The 19,080-nt window shown below is 68.0% G+C and carries 16 protein-coding genes and 1 pseudogene; 5 read left to right on the top strand and 12 right to left on the bottom strand.

Annotated elements, in window-relative coordinates:
• Nucleotides 1-212 precede the first annotated feature (212 nt).
• The 5 genes from AC069I_RS39840 to AC069I_RS39820 all read right to left on the bottom strand — a co-directional run bounded on the left by AC069I_RS39840 (nucleotide 213) and on the right by AC069I_RS39820 (nucleotide 5,496).
• Nucleotides 213-1,553 carry a GH1 family beta-glucosidase gene (locus tag AC069I_RS39840; protein WP_478226122.1) on the bottom strand — a complete coding sequence of 447 codons (1,341 nt, stop codon included), beginning with the start codon at nucleotides 1,551-1,553 and terminating at the stop codon, nucleotides 213-215.
• A 32-nt stretch (nucleotides 1,554-1,585) separates the two neighbouring features.
• Nucleotides 1,586-2,425, bottom strand: a complete 840-nt coding sequence (locus AC069I_RS39835) for a carbohydrate ABC transporter permease (RefSeq protein ID WP_478267685.1) — start codon at nucleotides 2,423-2,425, stop codon at nucleotides 1,586-1,588.
• Nucleotides 2,418-3,374, bottom strand: coding sequence for a carbohydrate ABC transporter permease (locus tag AC069I_RS39830; RefSeq protein WP_478267684.1), 957 nt, complete (start codon nucleotides 3,372-3,374; stop codon nucleotides 2,418-2,420). Before AC069I_RS39830 ends, AC069I_RS39835 begins: the two co-directional genes overlap by 8 nt.
• Nucleotides 3,374-4,687, bottom strand: coding sequence for an ABC transporter substrate-binding protein (locus AC069I_RS39825; RefSeq protein ID WP_478233588.1), 1,314 nt, complete (start codon nucleotides 4,685-4,687; stop codon nucleotides 3,374-3,376). The genes AC069I_RS39830 and AC069I_RS39825 overlap by 1 nt, the downstream gene beginning before the upstream one ends.
• 152 nt (nucleotides 4,688-4,839) lie before the next feature.
• Nucleotides 4,840-5,496, bottom strand: coding sequence for a GntR family transcriptional regulator (locus AC069I_RS39820; RefSeq protein ID WP_478267683.1), 657 nt, complete (start codon nucleotides 5,494-5,496; stop codon nucleotides 4,840-4,842).
• Between the two features lie 103 nt (nucleotides 5,497-5,599).
• Between AC069I_RS39820 and AC069I_RS39815 the strand changes: the two genes are divergently transcribed.
• Together AC069I_RS39815 and AC069I_RS39810 are read left to right on the top strand one after the other, a co-directional pair.
• Entirely contained in the window at nucleotides 5,600-6,031 is a 432-nt protein-coding gene (locus AC069I_RS39815; RefSeq protein WP_478226116.1) for a VOC family protein, read from the top strand.
• Between the two features lie 243 nt (nucleotides 6,032-6,274).
• Nucleotides 6,275-6,847, top strand: a complete 573-nt coding sequence (locus AC069I_RS39810) for a cupin domain-containing protein (protein ID WP_478267682.1) — start codon at nucleotides 6,275-6,277, stop codon at nucleotides 6,845-6,847.
• Between the two features lie 4 nt (nucleotides 6,848-6,851).
• Here the strand turns inward: AC069I_RS39810 and AC069I_RS39805 are convergent, their stop codons facing one another.
• A complete protein-coding gene (locus AC069I_RS39805) occupies nucleotides 6,852-7,259 on the bottom strand; it encodes a RidA family protein (protein ID WP_478226114.1) in 408 nt (135 codons plus the stop codon).
• Between the two features lie 98 nt (nucleotides 7,260-7,357).
• Here AC069I_RS39805 and AC069I_RS39800 point away from each other — a divergent pair, with 98 nt between their 5' ends.
• Nucleotides 7,358-7,747, top strand: coding sequence for a winged helix-turn-helix transcriptional regulator (locus AC069I_RS39800; protein ID WP_478226113.1), 390 nt, complete (start codon nucleotides 7,358-7,360; stop codon nucleotides 7,745-7,747).
• 171 nt (nucleotides 7,748-7,918) lie between these two features.
• Here the strand turns inward: AC069I_RS39800 and AC069I_RS39795 are convergent, their stop codons facing one another.
• Entirely contained in the window at nucleotides 7,919-8,770 is an 852-nt protein-coding gene (locus tag AC069I_RS39795; RefSeq protein WP_478267681.1) for a maleylpyruvate isomerase N-terminal domain-containing protein, read from the bottom strand.
• Nucleotides 8,771-8,990: 220 nt separating this feature from the next.
• Between AC069I_RS39795 and AC069I_RS39790 the strand changes: the two genes are divergently transcribed.
• Nucleotides 8,991-10,439, top strand: a complete 1,449-nt coding sequence (locus AC069I_RS39790; protein ID WP_478226111.1) for a DHA2 family efflux MFS transporter permease subunit — start codon at nucleotides 8,991-8,993, stop codon at nucleotides 10,437-10,439.
• A 165-nt stretch (nucleotides 10,440-10,604) separates the two neighbouring features.
• Here AC069I_RS39790 and AC069I_RS39785 read toward each other — a convergent pair.
• From AC069I_RS39785 to AC069I_RS39775, 3 genes and pseudogenes are all read right to left on the bottom strand, one after another.
• A pseudogene (locus tag AC069I_RS39785) lies at nucleotides 10,605-11,570 on the bottom strand (acyltransferase family protein); the annotation flags it as partial.
• A 57-nt stretch (nucleotides 11,571-11,627) separates the two neighbouring features.
• A complete protein-coding gene (locus AC069I_RS39780; RefSeq protein WP_478226110.1) occupies nucleotides 11,628-13,022 on the bottom strand; it encodes an ATP-binding protein in 1,395 nt (464 codons plus the stop codon).
• Nucleotides 13,015-13,692, bottom strand: a complete 678-nt coding sequence (locus AC069I_RS39775; protein ID WP_478226109.1) for a response regulator transcription factor — start codon at nucleotides 13,690-13,692, stop codon at nucleotides 13,015-13,017. Before AC069I_RS39775 ends, AC069I_RS39780 begins: the two co-directional genes overlap by 8 nt.
• A 196-nt stretch (nucleotides 13,693-13,888) precedes the next feature.
• Here AC069I_RS39775 and AC069I_RS39770 point away from each other — a divergent pair, with 196 nt between their 5' ends.
• A complete protein-coding gene (locus tag AC069I_RS39770) occupies nucleotides 13,889-15,604 on the top strand; it encodes a glycoside hydrolase family 6 protein (protein ID WP_478267680.1) in 1,716 nt (571 codons plus the stop codon).
• A gap of 172 nt (nucleotides 15,605-15,776) precedes the next feature.
• Here the strand turns inward: AC069I_RS39770 and AC069I_RS39765 are convergent, their stop codons facing one another.
• Together AC069I_RS39765 and AC069I_RS39760 are read right to left on the bottom strand one after the other, a co-directional pair.
• On the bottom strand, nucleotides 15,777-17,540 hold the full coding sequence (locus AC069I_RS39765) for a glycoside hydrolase family 35 protein (protein ID WP_478267679.1): 1,764 nt from the start codon (nucleotides 17,538-17,540) through the stop codon (nucleotides 15,777-15,779).
• Nucleotides 17,533-19,077 carry an alpha-N-arabinofuranosidase gene (locus tag AC069I_RS39760; RefSeq protein WP_478267678.1) on the bottom strand — a complete coding sequence of 515 codons (1,545 nt, stop codon included), beginning with the start codon at nucleotides 19,075-19,077 and terminating at the stop codon, nucleotides 17,533-17,535. Before AC069I_RS39760 ends, AC069I_RS39765 begins: the two co-directional genes overlap by 8 nt.
• Nucleotides 19,078-19,080 lie beyond the last annotated feature (3 nt).

Here is a 19,080-nt window from a genome sequence, read left to right as displayed (position 1 = left end):
CCGGACCCCTCGGTCCATCCGCCCGCACGAACCGCTCGTGAGTGGTAAGGACGGTTAGAACCGTCCTTACCACTCACGAGACCCGACCGGCTTCTCACGCGACGGACCGGACGACACGACCGCGGCCAGGGCTCCGTCGCGAGTCGTCCATCCAATCACGCGCATCGGCAGCAGGTAGCCAAGACACCCTTGGCCCTAGCCGTCCTTACCACTCACGAGCGGTGCCGGTGCCCGGCGATGATCTCCGCGTACCGGTGCCCGCTCGCCTTGACCGTGCGGACCTGAGTGTCGTAATCGACCCGCACGAGCCCGAACCGCTTGCTCAGCCCGCTGTCCCATTCGAAGTTGTCGAGCAGCGACCACGCGAAGTAGCCCTTCACCGGTGCGCCCGCTTCGGCGGCGCCCGCCACCGCGCCCAGATGTTCTTCCAGGTAGGCGATGCGGTCGGCGTCATGGACCGATCCGTCCTCGGCGACCTTGTCGTCGAAGGCCGCCCCGCTCTCGGTGACGTAGATGGCACGGGCGCCGTACTCGTCGGTGAGCCGGTGGATCAGGTCCGCCAGCCCCTGCCCGTGGATCTCCCAGCCCATCGCGGTGGTGGCCGCGCCCTCGACCGGAACCTGCCGGGCGCGCGGGGCGGGACCGTCCGGATCGTCCTCGACGATCTGCCGGAAGTAGTAGTTCAGCCCGTGGTAGCCGACCGGGGCCGAGATCACCTCGAGATCGTTCCCCGCCACGGGTGGTTCGACGCCGTAGACCTCGATCATGTCCGCGGGATAGCCGCGGCCGTTCGACGGGTCGAGCCACCAGCGGTTGACGTGTCCGTCCATCCGCGCCGCCGCCTCGACGTCCGCGGCGGAATCCGACGCCGGCTCGATCCCGCTGAGATTGACCACCAGGCCGATGTTCGCGGGCTGTGCGGCGTTCGCGGTGATCGCCTGGACCCCGAGGCCGTGCGCGAGCAGGAGATGGTGCGAGGCGTGGATCGCTTGCTTAAGATCCTTGATCCCGGGGGCGAAACGCCCTTCGAGGTAGCCGAGCCAGGCCGAGCACAGCGGTTCGTTGACCGTGTTCCAGTCCTTCACCCGGTCACCCAGCCGAGCCGCCACGGCGGCGGCGTAGTCGGCGTAGGCATAGGCCGTGTCGCGTTCGGGCCAGCCGCCCTTCGCTTGCAGGGCGGACGGCAGATCCCAATGGAACAACGTGGCGAACGGCCGGATCCCGGCGTCGAGCAACGCGTCGACCAGCCGGTCGTAGAAGTCGAGTCCGGCCGGGTTGACCGCGCCGCGGCCGGTCGGGATCACCCGCGGCCACGCGACCGAGAAGCGGTAGGCGTCCAAGCCCAGTCGCTTCATGATGGCGAGATCCTCCGGCCAGCGCCGGTAGTGATCGCACGCGACGTCGGCGGTGTCGCCGTTCAGGACGGCACCCGGGACCCGGACGAAGTCGTCCCAGATGGACGGGAGGCGGCCGTCGGCTTCGACGGCACCTTCGACCTGGTACGCGGCGGTGGCCGCACCCCACAGGAAGTCGGCGGGCAGGTGCAGATTCAAGGCTGGCCTCTCTGTACGGAGCGACGGGCTGGTCATTTCACGGCACCGGCGGTGAGCCCGGCGACGAGATAACGCTGGAGCAGCAGGAATCCGGCGACTACCGGGACGGAGACGATCAGGGACGCGGCCATGACCTGGTTCCAGTACACCTGGACCTGGGTCGAGTACTCCTGGAGACCGACCGCGAGGGTCCGCGTGCCCGAATCGGTCAGCACCGACGCGAACAGGACCTCGCCCCAGGCCGTCATGAACGAGTAGATCCCCACCGCGACGATGCCCGGCATCGCCGCCGGGACGACCACCCGGATCAGGGCGCCGAACGGCCCGGTGCCGTCGACCATCGCGGCCTCGTCGAGCTCCTTGGGGATCGAGTCGATGTAGCCGGCGAGCATCCAGATGGCGAACGGCAGCGAGAAGGTGAGGTAGGTGATGATCAGCCCGAGCCGGGAACCGTACAGGACGATGCCGGTGGTGTTGCCGATGTTGACGAAGATGAGGAACAGCGGCAGCAGGAACAGGATCCCGGGGAACATCTGCGTGGACAGCACGGTCATCTTGAAGAAGTTCTTGCCACGGAAGCGGAAGCGGCTCAGGGCGTACGCCGCGAAGATCGCGATCACCACCGAGAGGATCGCGGCCGAGCCTGAGATGACCAGGCTGTTCACGAAGTATTCGGCGAGCGGGATGGTCTCCCAGATGTCGAAGAACGGCTGGATGGTCAGCGTCGTCGGCACCCATTCCCAGGTGCCCTGCACGTCCCCGAGCGGCTTCAGCGACGACGAAACCATCGCGTACAGCGGCACCAGCGTGAACAAGGCGAGGAAGCCGAGGACGAATCGGCGTGCCCACGGGACCCAGCGAGGCTCAGACAACGGCGTTCCTCCTTCGCGCGGCCAGTCCCAAGTAGACGGTGCTGACGAGGAGCAGGAACAGCAGCAACAGCACCGACATCGCCGAGCCGAGGCCGAAGTTCCAGGTCACGAAGGAGCTCTGGTAGATGTGGATCGAGATCAGTGACGCCTCCTTCGGCGCGGACGCTCCGAAAAGGACATAAGGCGTGTTGAAGTCGTTGAAGGTCCACAGGAACAGCACCAGCAGCAGCACCTGGTTGACCGGCCGCAGCATCGGCTGGGTGATGGCCCGGAACTGCCGCCACCAGCCCGCGCCGTCGATGGCCGCCGCTTCGTACAGTTCGCCGGGGATGTTCTGCAGCCCGGCCATCACGATCAGGAACGCGAACGGCCAGTTCCGCCAGACCGAGACCACCACGAGCGACCAGAAGCTGTTGTCCCCGATGAGCCAGAAGGAGTCGGTGCCCAGCAGGTCGTTCACCAGGCCGGTGTCCTTCTGGAACATGAACGACCAAGTGATCACCGCGGCGTACATCGGCAGCGCGTACGGCACGAGGAACAGCGTCCGGAGCAGGCCGCGTCCGCGGAAGTTCTTCTGCATCAGCACGGCGGCCGACGTTCCGAACAGCCAGCAGAACCCGACGGAGAGAACCGTGTAGAGGACGGTGATCCAGAACGAGCCGAGCAGCGCCTTCCCCGCCGCGGCGTCGAAGTCGAGGACGAACTTGTAGTTGTCCAGCCCGGCCGCCGGAGCGGACGAGAAGTCACGGATGTAGAACTGCGTCAGCTTGAAGAAGCTCATCACGAGCCCGGCGACCATCGGGATCAGGTGGACGAGCAGTTCGAGCAGGATCGCCGGCAGCAAGAGCAGATACGGCAGCGCGACCCGGCGCCGGTTACGCCGGGCACGCCGCGGCCTGGGCGCCCCGGCCGCCTTCACGGCCGGGGCGTCGTCGAGAGCGATCGGCATCAACTACCGGCCGCGATCTGCTGGTCCGCCTGGTTCAGCTGGTCGCGGATCTTGGTTCCGTCGACCGGCTTGCCCGCGGCGACGTCGGCGAACATCGCCTTCATCGCGGTGCCGATCAGGGTCTCGAACTGCGATTCCTGCGGGACCTGGGGCATCGGCTCCGCCGAATTCGCGAGCACGTTCTGGAAGACCTTGACGTCTTCGGTCTGGAACGCCGTGTCGCTGTAGGCGTCCTGGACGGTCGGCAGCGAACCGTAGGTCTTGTTGAGCAGCGCCTGCTCCGGCGCCGAGACCATGAACTTCACGAAGTCCAGTGCGGCGTCGGGGTTCTTGGTGTTCTTGAAGACCGCCATGTTGATGCCGGCGACGAAGCTGGTCACCTTGCGGCCGTTCGGCGGCGCGGTGGCGGGCAGCGGGATCGGCGCGACACCGAGGTTCGCCATGTCCATCCCGATGTTCTTGAACGACCCCGCGGAGGCCTGGTTCATGAACATCGCGGCTTTGCCGTCCGACAGATCTTTGAGGGATTTGGCGGTGTCGGCGTACTCGGCGTTGGCCGGGTTGACGATCTTGTCCTTCTGCATCAGGTCGACGAACTGCTGCACGGCCGCGACCGACGGATCCGAGGCCAGCTGCGGTTTGCCCTCGGGAGTGAAGAACTGCGCACCGTGCTGGGCGCCGAGGATCGCCGCGTGGTGGCTGTTCTCGGTGACCTGACCCGCCTGGAGCGAGAGCCCCCATTGGCCCTTGTCGGGTTTGGTGAGCTTCTTGCCGTCTTCGACGAGTTCCTCCCAGGTGGCGGGCGGCTTGGTGATACCGGCCTCCGAGAAGAGTTTTTTGTTGTAGTACAGGCCGTACGCCTGGCCGTAGAGCGGTACGCCGACCGGCGGCTGCCCGCTCGCCCCGGTGGCCGCCAGCGATGGGCCGAGGAAGCGGGACTTGCCGCCGACCTTCTCCAGCGCGGCGTCGTCGAACGGCAGGAACGCCCCCGTCGCCTGCAACGAGGCCGACCAGGTGTTGCCGATGTTGAGCACGTCCGGCCCCTTGCCGGAGGTGGTGGCCGCGAGGATCCGGTTGAGCAGATCCGTCCACGGGACGACCTCGAGCTTGACCTTGATCCCGGAGGCCTTCTCGAACTTGTCGAGTTCTGGCTGTAGTACGGCTTTGTCGTTGTCGAGACTGGTGCCCTGATTGGACGCCCAGTACACGAGCTCCTTGGGAGCACTGGACGACGTGTCGCCGCCGCCGCACGCCGTCGTGGCGGCGGCCGCCAGCGCCAGGACGAGCGCGGGAGCGATCTTTCCGATTCGCATCGATGGTCCTCGGGGTGAGTGGCCAAGCCGCGTCCGGAGCCTGTGACCCGGGACACGTCTTATTTCAGGGCTTGAGTTAAGCCTTGGCCAACCTTGCCGTCAAGACCCGCGCACCATTTCGTCCCGTTCGCGCCAGAGGATGCCGGGCACGATCACTTCCCGGTCAGCACAGCGAAGGCCTCGCCGCGGTGGACGGCGAACAGTTCGAGCGCCTTCTCGCCGTCACGGGCACGAAGAGCGGCCGCCAGCCGACGATGCTCGGCCGGGATGCTCGCGAGGTAGCCGTCGGAGCTCACACCGATCCGGGTCAGCAGGAACAGGTACACCTGCGACCGGATCGCCTGCCACGCTTCGACGAGCCGCCGGTGACCGGACGCCGCGTAGACCGCGTCGTGGAAGTCGATGTCACAGCGGACCATCTCGTGCTCGTCGCGTGCCCGGTCCATCCGGTCGACGACCTCGTCGAGCGCGGCAAGGTCCGCGTCCGGCGCGTTCGCGACCACGAGCCGGACGGCCAGCTGCTCCAGCGCCGACCGCAGGCTGTCGAGTTCCGCGACGTCCACATCGGACAGGGTCGTGACGATCGCGCCGCGATGCCATTCGCTGCGGACCAGACCCTCACACTCCAGTCTCAGCAGTGCTTCACGCACGGGGCCACGACTGACGCCGAGCGCCGCCGAAAGCTCGACCTCGCGCAGCTGCGCGCCAGGCGGATAGGAGCCACCGAAGATGGCGTCCCTGACCCTGTCGGCGACCTCGTCCGCCAGCCCGCGACGACGTGCCGGCACCACCCTGCCGGGTTCGCTCATGCTCATCCCTCCCGCCGGAACGCCCGATAGTAGCGACCACGCACTTTGTCCTAATGTTAACATTACGACACGTGCACCTACCGCTGGAAAGGATCCCTTGGGTATGACAGTCCTCGACTCCCCCATCCCGCGCTTCCACCTCGCCATGCCCGTCGACGACCTCGCCGCCGCACGCACCTTCTACGGCGAAGTCCTCGGCCTCGAACAGGGCCGCAGCTCCGACACGTGGATCGACTGGAACCTCCACGGCCACCAGTTCGTCACGCACCTCGCGCCCGAGCGGCCGCGCCAGATCCACAACCCCGTCGACGGGCACGACGTTCCCGTGCCCCACTTCGGCTTGATCCTCACCGTGCCGGAGTTCCGGAAGCTCGCGGACCGGCTGCGCGCGGCGGACACCTCGTTCGTCATCGAGCCTTACGTCCGCTTCGAGGGTCAGACCGGTGAACAGTGGACGATGTTCCTGCTGGACCCAGCGGGCAACGCTCTGGAGTTCAAGGCGTTCGCCGACGACTCGCAGGTCTTCGCCGCCTGACCGGCCGGAAGTGTCGATTCAGGTCCGAACCAAGGCGTCCTAGACACCTACCGGATTCTGACTGCGGCTGATCGCGGGTCCGTGAAGGCCTCCTTGCCTACCCTGAGGGTAGCGAAGGAGGCCTTCACTACCCTCAGGATCGCCGCTCTCACCCGAGGTGCACCAGGAGCCGCAGCGGCCGCGGACGCGGCGGGCGGGCACTCACGACACACCAGCGATCGATAACCTGGGCATTATCGTTCGGTGCCGCTTTCCGCGTTGATCAAGGACTGGCGCGGCGAGAAGCTGGTCCTGTCAGCGAGCCTGCTGACCACGGAAAACCAGGGAGACTCCACCATGTTCGACCCCATCCTTCTCCGGGCCGCCGACGCCGAGATCGTCAGCGACGCGCCGGGCAGCGAAATCACGCTGCTGGCCGACTCGGACACCACCGACGGGGGCTTCACCGCGAACCGCGCGACCCTGAAGAACGGCGTCTTCGGCACCCCGGCCCATTTCCACGTCCGGGCGACCGAGTTCTTCTTCGTGCTCGAAGGGAAACTCCAGGTTCTCGTCGAGGAAACCCTGCACACGCTGAAGAAGGGCGACTTCCTCGCCGTGCCGCCCAAGGTGCCGCACGCGTTCGGCCCCGCCGCCGGCTCGGACGCCGACGTCCTGGTCACCTTCACCCCGGGCATGGCCCGCTTCGACTACTACCGGCTCCTCGACCGGGTCGCGCGCGGTGAAGCCGACCCCTCGGAGATCGCCGCGTCCTCGAAGCAGTACGACAACCACTACGTCGACAGCCCGATCTGGCGCGCCGCGCGCGGTCAGTGACTGCTCAGTCGACGACCGCGGTCGCCTCGACCTCGACGAGGTGCTCGGGCACGTCGAGGGCCGCGACGCCGATCAGTGTCCCCGGCGGGACCGGGGTGCCGCCCAGCTTCGCGGCCGCCCGGTCCACGCCTTCGAGGAACAGCGCGAGTTTGTCCGGCGTCCAGTCGACGACGTAGACGGTCATCTTCGCGACGTCGTCGAAGGTGGCGCCGGCCTCGGCGAGCGCGGTGCCGATGTTCAGGTAGCACTGTTCGACCTGTGCGGCGAGGTCACCCTCGCCGACGAGGACACCGTCGGCGTCCCAGGACACCTGCCCCGCGATGAAGACCAGCTTCGACCCGGTCGCGATCGACACCTGCCGGTAGGCGGGGATCTCCGGCAGTCCAGCGGGGTTCACCAGGGTGATGCTCATCCGTACTCCTCGTTCATGGTCACTTGTGGTTACCCAGGAACTGTAGGAGAGTGTGCGACGACCTGGAAGAACGCACTTTTTCGTGACTGGGGAACCTCATGGTGACCAAGCAGCTCAAAGGTTCGGACGACGCCGATCTGATGCGGGCGGATTCACTGGCGCGGGAGATCTTCTCCGACGTCGCCAACAAATGGGCGCTCCTGATCATCGAGACGATCGGCGACCGCACCCGGCGGTTCACCGAACTGCGCGACGACATCGAGGGCATCAGTCACAAGATGCTCACCCAGAACCTGCGCATGCTGGAGCGCAACGGCCTGATCGAACGGACGGTGCACCCGACGGTGCCACCGCGCGTCGACTACACCCTCACCGAGGCGGGGCACGGCCTGCGCGCCACGGTCGACGGGATGTGCGACTGGACCCACCGGTTCCTCGGCCACATCGAAGACTCGCGACGCCGGTTCGACACGCCTGTCAACGGTTGACGGCCTGGCGGGGTCTCGCACCGTGCACTTCGCCGCGGTACGGATCCATGCACGTCGCGTGACGTCCGGCGGAGCGGATCCCCGGCTCCGCAACGGGTCTCGATCACGGCGGCGACACTCACGAGGTTCGGCAACGGCGGTAGGCACCTGACACTCATGCCACCCGAAGCCCTACGGCAGCCGGACCACCCGCAGGAAGGCGGGTAACAGCCACGGTCGCGGACCGCTGACGACGATCTTGCGCGTCAGCGCGGAACGCGGCTTGCCGACCCGGTGGAACAGCATCAGGTTCAGCGTCGGCGGGTCGAAGGAGATCCGCACGTCGACCGGTCCGCCGGGCTCCTCGAGCGTCACCCGCCCCCGATGCAGCACCAGCACGACCGGGGACGTGTACGCGGACCGGAACGCCACGGCGATGCGTCGATCCCGCGGCGGCTCGTCGGTGTCGAGAAGGTGCCCAATGTCGTGGCTCAGCACACCCACCAAGAACAGATCGAAGAACAACGCCGCGTCAGCCGGCTGGATCGTCCACGGCAGTTTCAGCGCCTTGGCGATGTCCCAGCCGTGGATCTGCAGTTCGTTGACGAGGTGCGCGAGGACGCCGGCCAGCGGCACCTTCGAACCCCCGAGCCAGTCCAGCGGGGCACCCGGGTCCGCGTCCTCGGTCACCCGCAGTACTTCTCCGATGTCCGCGAGCAATCCGGTCACGAGCACCTGGATGTCGCGTTCGCGAAAATCTCGCAACACCAAGGTGTTCAGCACGGAAACGGTGTCCACAGTGGTCTTCTCGACCTGGCTCTGCCCGCGGGCGTCCAAAATCGACGCGCCGTCCGCCCGCACCAGGGAGGTGTACATCTTCGCGATCATCGCGACATGGGCGACCGTTTCGGCCACCGTCCACTCCGCGGTGACCATCGCGTCCGGATCCGGAACGCGGGCGACCAGTTCCGCGAATCGCGCGCCCGTCACCCGATAGACTCGCCGCACCGAACGCCATCGATCCGCCGTGATCGCTCTGGTCACCTGCCGATTTTATCGTGCTGCCACCGAAAACCGTTCCGCTCACGTGCGGTTCCGTACTGCCCGAAAGCGCAGTGACCGTACTCACTACGGAAATTCACGTGACACACACCGACCGACACGGGCAGACTGAACGGAAAGACTCAGCCTCGCCTTCGCTGTCACCGTCGCCGGCGCCGAAGGTGGCCACGCGGACCCGCGCCCTTCCAGGAGCCCTTCACTGATGACCGAGACCCTGCCCGAAACCGCCCACGACCAGGAAAGGGCACCGGCGAAAGCCGGGCTCCTGATCGGGGTCCTGGTCCTTTCCGCGTTCGTGATGATCCTCAACGAGACCATCCTGAGCGTCGCGCTGCGTGACCTGACCGTCGACCTCCAGGTTCCGACCACCACCGTCCAGTGGCTGACCAGCGGCTTCCTGCTCACCATGGCGGTCGTCATCCCGACCACCGGGTTCCTGCTCGAGCGGTTCACCCCGCGCCAGGTGTTCCTGGCCTCGCTCACCCTGTTCAGCACCGGCACCTTGGTCAGCGCGCTCGCCCCGGGCTTCGCCCTCCTGCTGACCGGCCGCGTCATCCAGGCCTGCGGGACGGCGGTGATGCTGCCGCTGCTGATGACCACGGTGATGCGCCTCGTCCCGGTCGAGAAACGCGGTGCCACGATGGGCACGATCACCATCGTCATCGCGGTCGCTCCGGCGATCGGCCCGACCATCGGCGGCGCCGTGCTGTCGTCGCTCGGCTGGCGCTGGATGTTCTGGATCGTGCTGCCGCTCTCGCTCGCCGCCCTGGTGGTCGGCATGGTGCGGCTGCGGCTGGACAGCGACACCCGCAAGGTGCCGCTGGACGTCCTGTCGGTGGTCCTGTCCGCGCTCGGTTTCGGCGGCGTGCTGTACGGCCTGTCGGTGTCCGGCGAATCCGCCGGCGGGCATCAGCCCGTGCCGCCGTGGGCGCCGATCGCCGTCGGTGCCGTGGCACTCGTGGTGTTCACCTGGCGCCAGTTGCGTCTCCAGAAGGAAGACCGCGCGCTGCTGGACCTGCGTCCGTTCACCCACCGCAGTTTCGTCGTCTCCCTGGTGCTGACGGCCCTGCTGTTCATGTGCCTGCTCGGCGCCGCGGCGATCCTGCTCCCGCTGTACCTGCAGACCGTCCTGCACACCAGCACGTTCGTCAGCGGGCTCGCGGTGCTTCCCGGCGGCCTGGTCCTCGGGCTGCTCGGCCGCCCGGTCGGCGCGCTCTACGACCGCTTCGGCCCCCGGCCGCTGGTCATCCCCGGCGCGGCCGCGATGGCGATCTCGCTGTGGCTGTTCGCCCTGCTCGGCGCGGGATCACCACTGATCGCGGTCATCGCCATCCACGTCCTGCTGATGGGCGGGCTCGGCCTCATGATGACGCCACTGATGACCGAATCCCTCGGTTCGCTGCCCGAGCACCTCTATTCACACGGCAGCGCGATCCTCGCCACCCTTCAGCAGCTCGCCGGCGCGCTCGGCACCGCCATGTTCATCGCGGTGGCCACGGCCAGCACGACCACGGCCGGGGCGGTCAGTCCCGACGCGGGCGGAATCCGCACGACGTTCATCGTCGCCGGTTGCATAGGCCTGGCCGCGTTCGTCGGATCGCTCTTCGTCAAGAAGAGCGCCGGCACCGGTGCGGTCGCCGCGCACCACTGACGTCGGCCTCGCGCCCGCCGTCGCCTCAACCGGAGGCACGGCGGGCGCGTGTCGTCCGATCACCTTCCGGCCGTAGGCGATGGCGGGCTGTTCGACCCAGCGGCGCAGTGCGCAGGCGAACAGCAACGCGACGCCGGTGGTCGCGGCGGCCTTGGCCGGCCCGCTGGGCAGTAGCCAGCCCGCGACCCCGGCCGCGCCGGTCTGGGCGAGGTAGAGCGCGTACGAACGGTCTCCGACGAAGCTCATCGGCCTGCTCGAGAGCAACGTCCGGACCGGCCCCGGCGACACGACGGCCACGAGCAGCAGTGCCGAGCCCGCCGCGTAGACCGGCACCACGAACTGCCAATGCCCGCCCAGTGCCTTCGCCAGCGGGCCGACGGAGAACTGCAGCACGACGAACCCGCAGCCGATGACCGTCGCGACGACCGGGCTGGTCAGCGGCCGGACGAGGGCGAACCCGCGCGGATGGTGGAGCGTCATCGCCAGCAGGCAGCCGATGACCAGCGAGCAATAGTGCACCGAAAGACTCGCCCAGGTATGCGAGGGCGCCAGGGGCAACGCGAATAGCACGACACCCAGGACGGCCGACGCGCCCAGCAGCAGACGCAGCACCGCCCTCCCGCTTCGCGCGAACGAAGTCAGCACCAGCAGCGCGGGCCAGACCAGGTAGAACTTCTCCTCCACGCCCAGCGACCACGACGTCGGATAGGGCGTGTTGAAGTCGACGAGTTCGTTGCCGAAGACGAGGTAGTACGGCATGGCGTCGGCGAGCCTGCTGCTCTGGTAGGTCCCGCCGAGCAGGACCGCGACCGTGGTCAGCGCCAGCAACAGGAAGTACACCGGCATGATCCGGAAGACCCGGCGAAGGTAGAACCCGCGCAACGAGATCCGGCCGTCACGGTCTTCCTCGCGCAGGGCCAGCGTCGTGATGAGGAAGCCGGACAACACGAAGAACAATTGCACGGCGATCCAGCCTTGGAGGCGGTCGACGACCGGGCCCCCGTAGTGGAAGAAGACGACGGCCACGGCGGCGAGCGCGCGTACGCCGGTGAGGCCGGGGAACCACGACGAGGCCAGGTAGTCGGCGTGGCCGAGGGGCCGCCACCAGGAGCGGCGTGCAAGAGCGAACATGCCCCGAAGGTTCGTTCGCGGACGCTGAACCGAAGCTTAAGGAAGCTGAAGGCGTCTTCAGCTTCGCGCTTTCGCCAACGGCAGGCGGACGACGAGCCGGGCGCCGCCGTCGTGGTCGGCGACTTCGACGGTTCCACCGTGCGCCTCGGCGATCTCGGCGACGATCGCCAGCCCGAGGCCCGCGCCACCGTCGTCACGCGCACGTCCGTCGTCGAGACGCACGAAGCGATCGAACACCCGCTCACGGTCCGCGGCGGGAATGCCCGGCCCGTCGTCGGTGACCGCGACCACGGCGAATTCGTCCACAGTGGACACCCGAATCTCGACGCCCGTACGGGTATGACGTTGCGCGTTGTCCACCAGATTGCGCAGCAACCGCTCCAGCCTGCCGCGGTCGCCGAGGACCACCGGATCCCCGTCGATCTCCGCCCGGACACCCTGGCGCCCGGAGAGACAGGAATCGACCACTTCGGACAGTCGCACCGGCGTGGTCCGCTCCGGCCCCGCGTTGTCCAGCTTGCCGAGCAGCACGAGGTCACCGACGAGATCCTGCAGCCGGGTGATGTCGAGGAGCGCGTTGCGGCAGGCGTCGCGCCAGTCCAGCCGGTCCGGATGGGCGAGCAACACCTCGAGCTGGGTCCGCAGGGAGGCCAGCGGAGTGCGCAGTTCGTGCGACGCGTCCGAGGTGAAACGGCTCTGCCGGGTGACCGCCGTGTCCAGACGGGCGAGCATCGTGTTCATTGTTTCGGCGAGCTTCGCGATCTCATCGGCACTGTCCGGGGCCGGGACCCGCCGGGAGAGGTCGTGCGCGCCGATCTCCGCGACCTCCGAGCGGATCGCCTCCACCGGCCGCAGCGAACGGCGTACCGCGAGCCACGCGACCGCCCCGATCAGCAGCGCGATCACCGGGACACCCGCCAGCAACGTCACGCGCACCGCGTCGAGCGCCGCCTGTCCGGACTCGTCGACCACGGCGGCGCCGTAGATCCGGTACTTGCTGTCGCCGCTCACGGTGGCCGCCACGTGCAGCCGGAGTCCGTTTCTTTCTGGATCTTCCCCGAGCGCACTCGCGCAGCCGACGGATTCCCGGCTGGCGAGGTCGACGTCGCCAGGCTTGAGGTTCTGGACACTGTCGCCGTACTCGAAGCCTCCGTCCGGGACGATCGCCCCGGAACGCAGGCCGGGGCAGGACGCGACCCGCTCGCCGTTCTGGGTGGTCACCTCGTAGATCGAAGCCCGCACGAGGAGCCGCAGATCGGCCGGGGCGGCGCCGGAGTTCAATACCTGGACGACCGCGGCCGCGCGCTCCCTCGCCACCTGCGCGGCGCCGTTGCCCAGCCGGTTCTGGGCATCGAGCACCAGCCACGCAGAAACGACCGCCAGAGCGATGATCGACGCCAGGAAAGCGGTCATCGCGACCCGGAACCGGGTCGACCGCGAGAACCTAGGCACTGGAGCCCACCACGTGATAGCCGGCGCCGCGCACGGTGCGGATGGTCTCCGCCCCGAACGGCAGATCGATCTTTCGCCGCAGCGCGCTCACGTGGACCTCGACGAGGTTCGCGGTCGCCGACGCGGCGAAATCCCAGAGGTTCTCCAGCAGTTCGGCCTTGGTGACCACCTCGCCCTGTCGTTTCATCAGATACGCCAGGAGAGCGAACTCCTTGGTGGTCAACGGGATCTCGGCAGTGCCACGACGGCAGACACGGCTCGCCTGGTCGAGTTCGAGGTCGCCGAGCCGGAGCGTGCCCGGCCGGGTCGCTCCCCCGCGCCGGATCAGCGCCCGGAGCCGGGAGAGCAGGACGCCGTAGGAGAACGGCTTCGGGAGGAAGTCGTCGGCGCCGGTGTCCAGCGCCTCGATCTCGTCGTCCTCGCCGTCCTTCGCGGTCAGCATGAGGATCGGGGTGGTGTCGCCTCGTTCGCGCAACCTCCGGCACACGCGGTACCCGTTCAGTCCGGGCAGCATGATGTCGAGGACCATCGCGGCGTACGGATGTTCGGCGGCGTACCAAAGCGCGTCGCGGCCGTTGTGCGCGACGTCCACGGCGTAGCCCTCGGCGCTCAACCCCGCGCGCAGCGATTCGGCCAGCCGTCGCTCGTCCTCCACGAGCAAGATCCTCATCCGCTCACGATCCCACACGGCCCCGCCATCTCCGGTCACCGCCCGCTGTCCGGGTGAAGGCTCGCCGCCGTCAGGACGTATTCCGGGAGCGATCCCACATTTTGGCTCGCCCGGCCTTGTCACGGCCCGGCCACCCCTTTACGGTCCCAATGGGAGCGCTCCCATAAATCGGATTCCGGTCGCAAGGAGGCGACGCATGAGATTCCGCAGAAAGGGTGTTTCGGCACCATCGGCCGTCGGCGCGGTACTCGCGATGGTGGCGGTGCCGGTGGTGCTGGGCTCGAGCGCCGAAGCGGCACCGGGCTGCAAGGTCGACTACACGATCACCAACCAATGGGACACCGGTTTCGGGGCCACCGTCACCGTCACCAACCTCGGTGACCCGATCAGCGGCGGCTGGACGCTGAGCTGGGACTTCCCCGGAAACCAGCAGGTGCAGCAGGGCTGGAACGGCAGCTTCGGCCAGCAGGGCACGCGAGTGACGGTCCGGGACGTGGGATGGAACGGTTCGCTCGGCACCGGCGCCGCCGTCTCACCCGGCTTCAACGGCAGCTACTCCGGCACCAACGGGAAACCCGCCGTCTTCACCTTGAACGGCACCACCTGCACCGGTTCCACCACGCCCACCACCACGACCACGACGACTCCCGGTCCTGGCGGCCCCAAGGCGGACAACCCCTACGCGGGCGCCGGGGTGTACGTGAACCCGGAATGGTCGGCGAAGGCCGCCGCCGAACCTGGCGGCGCGAGAATCGCGAACCAGCCGACCGGAGTCTGGCTCGACCGGATCGCCGCCATCGAGGGCACGAGCACGAGCCGCGGGCTGCGCGCCCATCTCGACGGAGCGCTTCAGCAGGCCGCCGGGAAACCGCTGGTCGTCCAGCTGGTGATCTACAACCTGCCCGGCCGTGACTGCGCCGCGCTCGCGTCGAACGGCGAGCTCAAGGCGGACGAACTCCCGCGCTATCAGGCCGAGTACATCGACCCGATCGCCACGATCCTCGCCGATCCGAAGTACGCGACGTTGCGGGTGGTGACCGTGATCGAGATCGACTCCCTGCCGAACCTCGTCACCAACGTGACACCACGGCCGACCGCCACGCCCCAATGCGACGTCATGAAGGCCAACGGGAACTACGTCGCCGGTGTCGGCTACGCCCTGGCGAAGTTCGGCGCGATCCCCAACGTCTACAACTACATCGACGCCGGGCACCACGGCTGGCTCGGTTGGGACGACAACCTCGGCCCGTCCGCCGCGCTCTTCGCACAGGCCGCGAAGAGTTCCGGCAGCACAGTGGCCAACGTGCACGGCTTCATCGCGAACACCGCGAACTACGGGGCGCTCAGGGAGCCGTACTTCACCGTGAACGACAGTGTCGGCGGCACTTCGGTGCGGACGTCGAAGTGGGTGGACTGGAACCGCTACGTCGACGAACTGTCCTACGCCCAGGCGTTCCGGCAGGAGGCGATCCGGGCGGGCTTCCCGGCGGACGTCGGCATGCTCATCGACACCTCGCGCAACGGCTGGGGCGGCACCGCGCGGCCGTCCGGTCCTGGACCGTCCACCACGGTCGACGCCTATGTGAACGGCGGCAGGACCGACCGCCGGATCCACCTCGGCAACTGGTGCAACCAGGCGGGCGCCGGGCTCGGCGAACGCCCCAAGGCCGCGCCGGAAGCCGGGATCGACGCCTACGTCTGGATCAAGCCGCCGGGTGAATCCGACGGCGCCAGCAAGGAGATCCCGAATACCGAGGGCAAGGGTTTCGACCGGATGTGCGATCCGACGTACACCGGTAACCCGCGGAACCAGAACAACATGTCCGGCGCCCTGCCCGACGCGCCGCTTTCCGGGCATTGGTTCTCCGCCCAGTTCCAGGAGCTGCTGAAGAACGCGTACCCGGCTCTATAGGTGGCCGGTCTCGTGAGTGGTAAGGACGGTTATTGAGGGGTAAGGCAAAGGTGGCGTGTTGCGAAAGCCACTTTCGCAACGTCAGCTGAAGTGGCCGGCCCAGGTGGTGGTGAAGGCCTCCTTGCCTACCCTGAAGGTAGGCAAGGAGGCCTTCACGTACCTCAGGCGAGGCTCAAGCCTCCGTATGTCCCAACAGCGGCCGGGGCACGAAACTCGCCTCGGGTTCGAGCATCGTGTCCAGCTCCAGCACGACGAGGTCGTTGCGCCCGGCCCGGACCACCGGCCGCGGCACGTACAGCGTCCTTTGTGGACCGCGCCGCCAGTAGCGGCCGAGCAGGAACCCGTTGATCCAGACCATTCCCTTGCCCCAGTGCCCGGTATCCAGGAAGAGGTCGGCTGGCTCGTCGAGATCGAATCCGCCCCGCACGGCCACCGGGCCGGACAACGGCCCCGCCGGGCGCTCGCCCGCGGAGACCCCGGGCAGGAGATCCGGCAGCGCGGGCACGTCGATGGGGATGACCTCCCAGCCCGTCAGGGGTTCACCGTGCAGGCGCACGCCGCCGATGATCCCCTTGGCCTCACCGATCCGCTCCCCGTAGTTCACCCTTCCCAGGTCTTCCACCAGGACCAGGAGCTCACCGCGGGCCCGGGGCAACCGGATCGCGCGATCGTGGTGCTCGCGGAGGAGGGTGCCGAGGCGATCGCCGTCGAAGAACACCGTCGCCCGGTCCCGCACCTCGTGGAAGGTGAGCACGCCCGGCTTCCCGGCGTCGACGGTCGTCCGCAGGAACGCCAGACGCGGAGCCGGGGTCAGTTCGTCGAAGGTGGGCAGGCTCTGGTGCTCCTGCGCGGTCCCCCAGCGGTGTGGCGAGTCGAGCAGCCACGCGGGGTCGCTCAGTGCCGCGACCGGCGTCGGCGCCGGCCGGGCCTCGGGCGGAACGCTGTCGGGAACCTTGTGGTAGCGCGCGATCACCTCGCGGAAGGCGTGGTACTTCGGCGTCGGGTCGCCCGCCTCGTCGAGCGGGGCGTCGTAGTCGTAGGAGGTGACCAATGGCTGGTAGACGCCCTTGTCGTTGGCCCCGTTGGTGAGTCCGAAGTTGGTGCCGCCGTGGAACATGTAGAGGTTGACCGAGGCACCGGCCGCGAGCAGCGCGTCGAGATCCGCCGCCGAGCCGTCGACCGAAGTGGTGTGGTGGTGCGCACCCCAATGGTCGAACCAGCCGTTCCAGAACTCGCTGCACATCAAGGGACCCGTCGGCTGATGTTCCCGCAGGGTCTTCAGCCGTGCCGTGCTCTGCGAGCCGAACGACGCCGTCCGGTGAAGCACGCCGTCGAGCCCGCCGTTCGCCAGCATCTCGTGGATCGGCTGGTCCACCGTGGTCAGCGGGACGGTGATCCCGGCGGCGCGGGTGTGGTCGGTCAGCGCGGACAGGTACCGCTTGTCGGAACCGAAAGCGCCGTATTCGTTCTCCACCTGCACGAGCAGCACCGGTCCGCCCCGGTCGATCTGGTGCGGCGCCACCACGCGGTACACGTCGTCCAGATAGCCGCGGACGGCGGCGAGGTAACGCGGTTCGAACTCACGGACGCGAAGTTCGGTGTCCCGTAGCAGCCAGGTCGGCAGGCCGCCGTTGTCCCACTCCGCGCAGATGTACGGCCCTGGCCGGACGATCGCGTACATCCCCGCCTCGGCGATGAGCCTGAGGAACCGGTCGAGGTCGAGGCCGCCGGTGACATCGAACTCTCCCTGCTCCGGCGAGTGCGCGTTCCAGGCGACGTAGGTCTCGATGGTGTTGAGACCCATTCGGCGGGCTTTGTCGATGCGATCGGCCCAGAGATCGGGGTGCACACGGAAGTAGTGCAGCGCCCCGGAAATGATCCGGAACGGTTTCCCGTCGAGCAGGAAGTCGGTCTCCCCGATGGCGAACTCAGGCATCCCGGACCACCTCCGCGGTCAGCCGGAACGCGGTCCAGGAAAGGGGTGGGAGGGTGACGGTGATGGTGGTTCCTTCCGGATCGTGCCCGGCGGTCGCGCCGGGCAACGGGACGGGCCGGATCGGCTCCGCGTCGGCGGAATTCGTGAGATGACGGTCGTGCCCGTCCGGGACCGCGACGGTCCAGGTCTCCGCGAGCGTCAGCCGGGCACCGCGGATACGCAACCGCGCGCCGGTCGCGGACGCGGTGGCGCGATTGGTCAGGAACACGGCACAGCGGCCGTCGTCGTCGAAGGTCGCCGCCGCGTCGACGACGTCCACGCGGCCACAAAGTCCTGTGTGGACGGTGTCACCCGTGACGGTGAGCCAGAGGCTGTTCCCCCCGGCGAGCGCCGAGGTGAGGCTGAACGGGTGGAACGTCGACTGCCGCCACGCCCGGCCACCGGGTTCGGTCCGGATCGGCGCGATGACATTCACCAGCTGCGCCTGGTTGGCCATCGTGACGCGATCGACGTTGCGCAGCAGGGAACCGAGCAGGGAACCGACGACGACCGCGTCGGTGACCGTGTAGTCGTCTTCGATGATCCTGGGATGTTCACGCCAGCCTGCGTCGATCAGTTCTCGCTGCTCGACTTCGTTCCAGTGTCGCTGATCCCAGACGTTCCACTCGTCGACGCTGATGCCGATCTTCTTGTCCAGCCCGGCCTTCGCGAGGACGTCGTCGATGATCCCGCCGGTGGTCCGGATGTAGCCGTCCAGGGCGGCGGCGCTGGCGAGGTAACTCGCGAGGTCGCCATCGTGTTCCTGGTAGTAGGCGTGCAGTGAGAGGTGGTCGACAAGCCCCGCGGTGTGCTCCAGGACGGTGCGCTCCCATTCGCCGAACGTCGGCATCTCACTGTTCGAGCTCCCCGCGACCACGAGCTCGACGCCGGGGTCGATCATCCGCATGAGACGCGCGGTCTCGGCGGCCAGGCGGCCGTACTCGTCCGCGGTCTTGTGGCCGACCTGCCACGGTCCGTCCATCTCGTTGCCGAGGCACCACAGGCGGAAGCCGAACGGGCGGTCGGCACCGTTCGCGCGCCGCCGCTCGCTCAGTTCCGTTCCGCCAGGGTGGTTGCAGTACTCGAGGACGTCGGCGGCCTCCTGGACGCCACGGGTGCCGAGGTTGACCGCGTACATCACCTCGACGTCCGCGGCCTCCGCCCACGCCGCGAACTCGTGCAGTCCGAAACGGTTCGACTCGACGCTGTGCCACGCGGGATCCAGCCGGACGGGGCGCCCTTCCACCGGCCCGACGCCGTCCTCCCAGCGGTACGCGGAAACGAAGTTCCCACCGGGATAGCGGACGACGGACGGACCCAGCTCGCGGACCAGCCCGAGGACGTCGCCACGGAAGCCCTGACCGTCCGAAGTGGAGTGTCCCGGTTCGAAGATCCCGGTGTGGACGGACCGGCCCATATGCTCGACGAACGAGCCGAACAGCCGCCGCGGCACCGGTCCGATCACGTCGGAAACGTCGGCTTCGATCTCGATGCCCACGCC

The organism is Amycolatopsis sp. NPDC043885 (genome assembly GCF_056435685.1).
Note: the sequence above shows the minus strand (reverse complement) of the source record. Positions and strands in the feature narration are given on the sequence as shown.

Excerpts from the sequence above, each read along its gene's own strand:
- AC069I_RS39830 (WP_478267684.1), bottom strand. The coding sequence starts at position 3,374 with ATGCCGATCGCTCTCGACGACGCCCCGGCCGTGAAGGCGGCCGGGGCG.
- AC069I_RS39825 (WP_478233588.1), bottom strand. The coding sequence starts at position 4,687 with ATGCGAATCGGAAAGATCGCTCCCGCGCTCGTCCTGGCGCTGGCGGCC.
- AC069I_RS39820 (WP_478267683.1), bottom strand. The coding sequence starts at position 5,496 with ATGAGCGAACCCGGCAGGGTGGTGCCGGCACGTCGTCGCGGGCTGGCG.
- AC069I_RS39815 (WP_478226116.1), top strand. The coding sequence starts at position 5,600 with ATGACAGTCCTCGACTCCCCCATCCCGCGCTTCCACCTCGCCATGCCC.
- AC069I_RS39805 (WP_478226114.1), bottom strand. The coding sequence starts at position 7,259 with ATGAGCATCACCCTGGTGAACCCCGCTGGACTGCCGGAGATCCCCGCC.
- AC069I_RS39800 (WP_478226113.1), top strand. The coding sequence starts at position 7,358 with ATGGTGACCAAGCAGCTCAAAGGTTCGGACGACGCCGATCTGATGCGG.
- AC069I_RS39790 (WP_478226111.1), top strand. The coding sequence starts at position 8,991 with ATGACCGAGACCCTGCCCGAAACCGCCCACGACCAGGAAAGGGCACCG.
- AC069I_RS39775 (WP_478226109.1), bottom strand. The coding sequence starts at position 13,692 with ATGAGGATCTTGCTCGTGGAGGACGAGCGACGGCTGGCCGAATCGCTG.
- AC069I_RS39770 (WP_478267680.1), top strand. The coding sequence starts at position 13,889 with ATGAGATTCCGCAGAAAGGGTGTTTCGGCACCATCGGCCGTCGGCGCG.
- AC069I_RS39765 (WP_478267679.1), bottom strand. The coding sequence starts at position 17,540 with ATGCCTGAGTTCGCCATCGGGGAGACCGACTTCCTGCTCGACGGGAAA.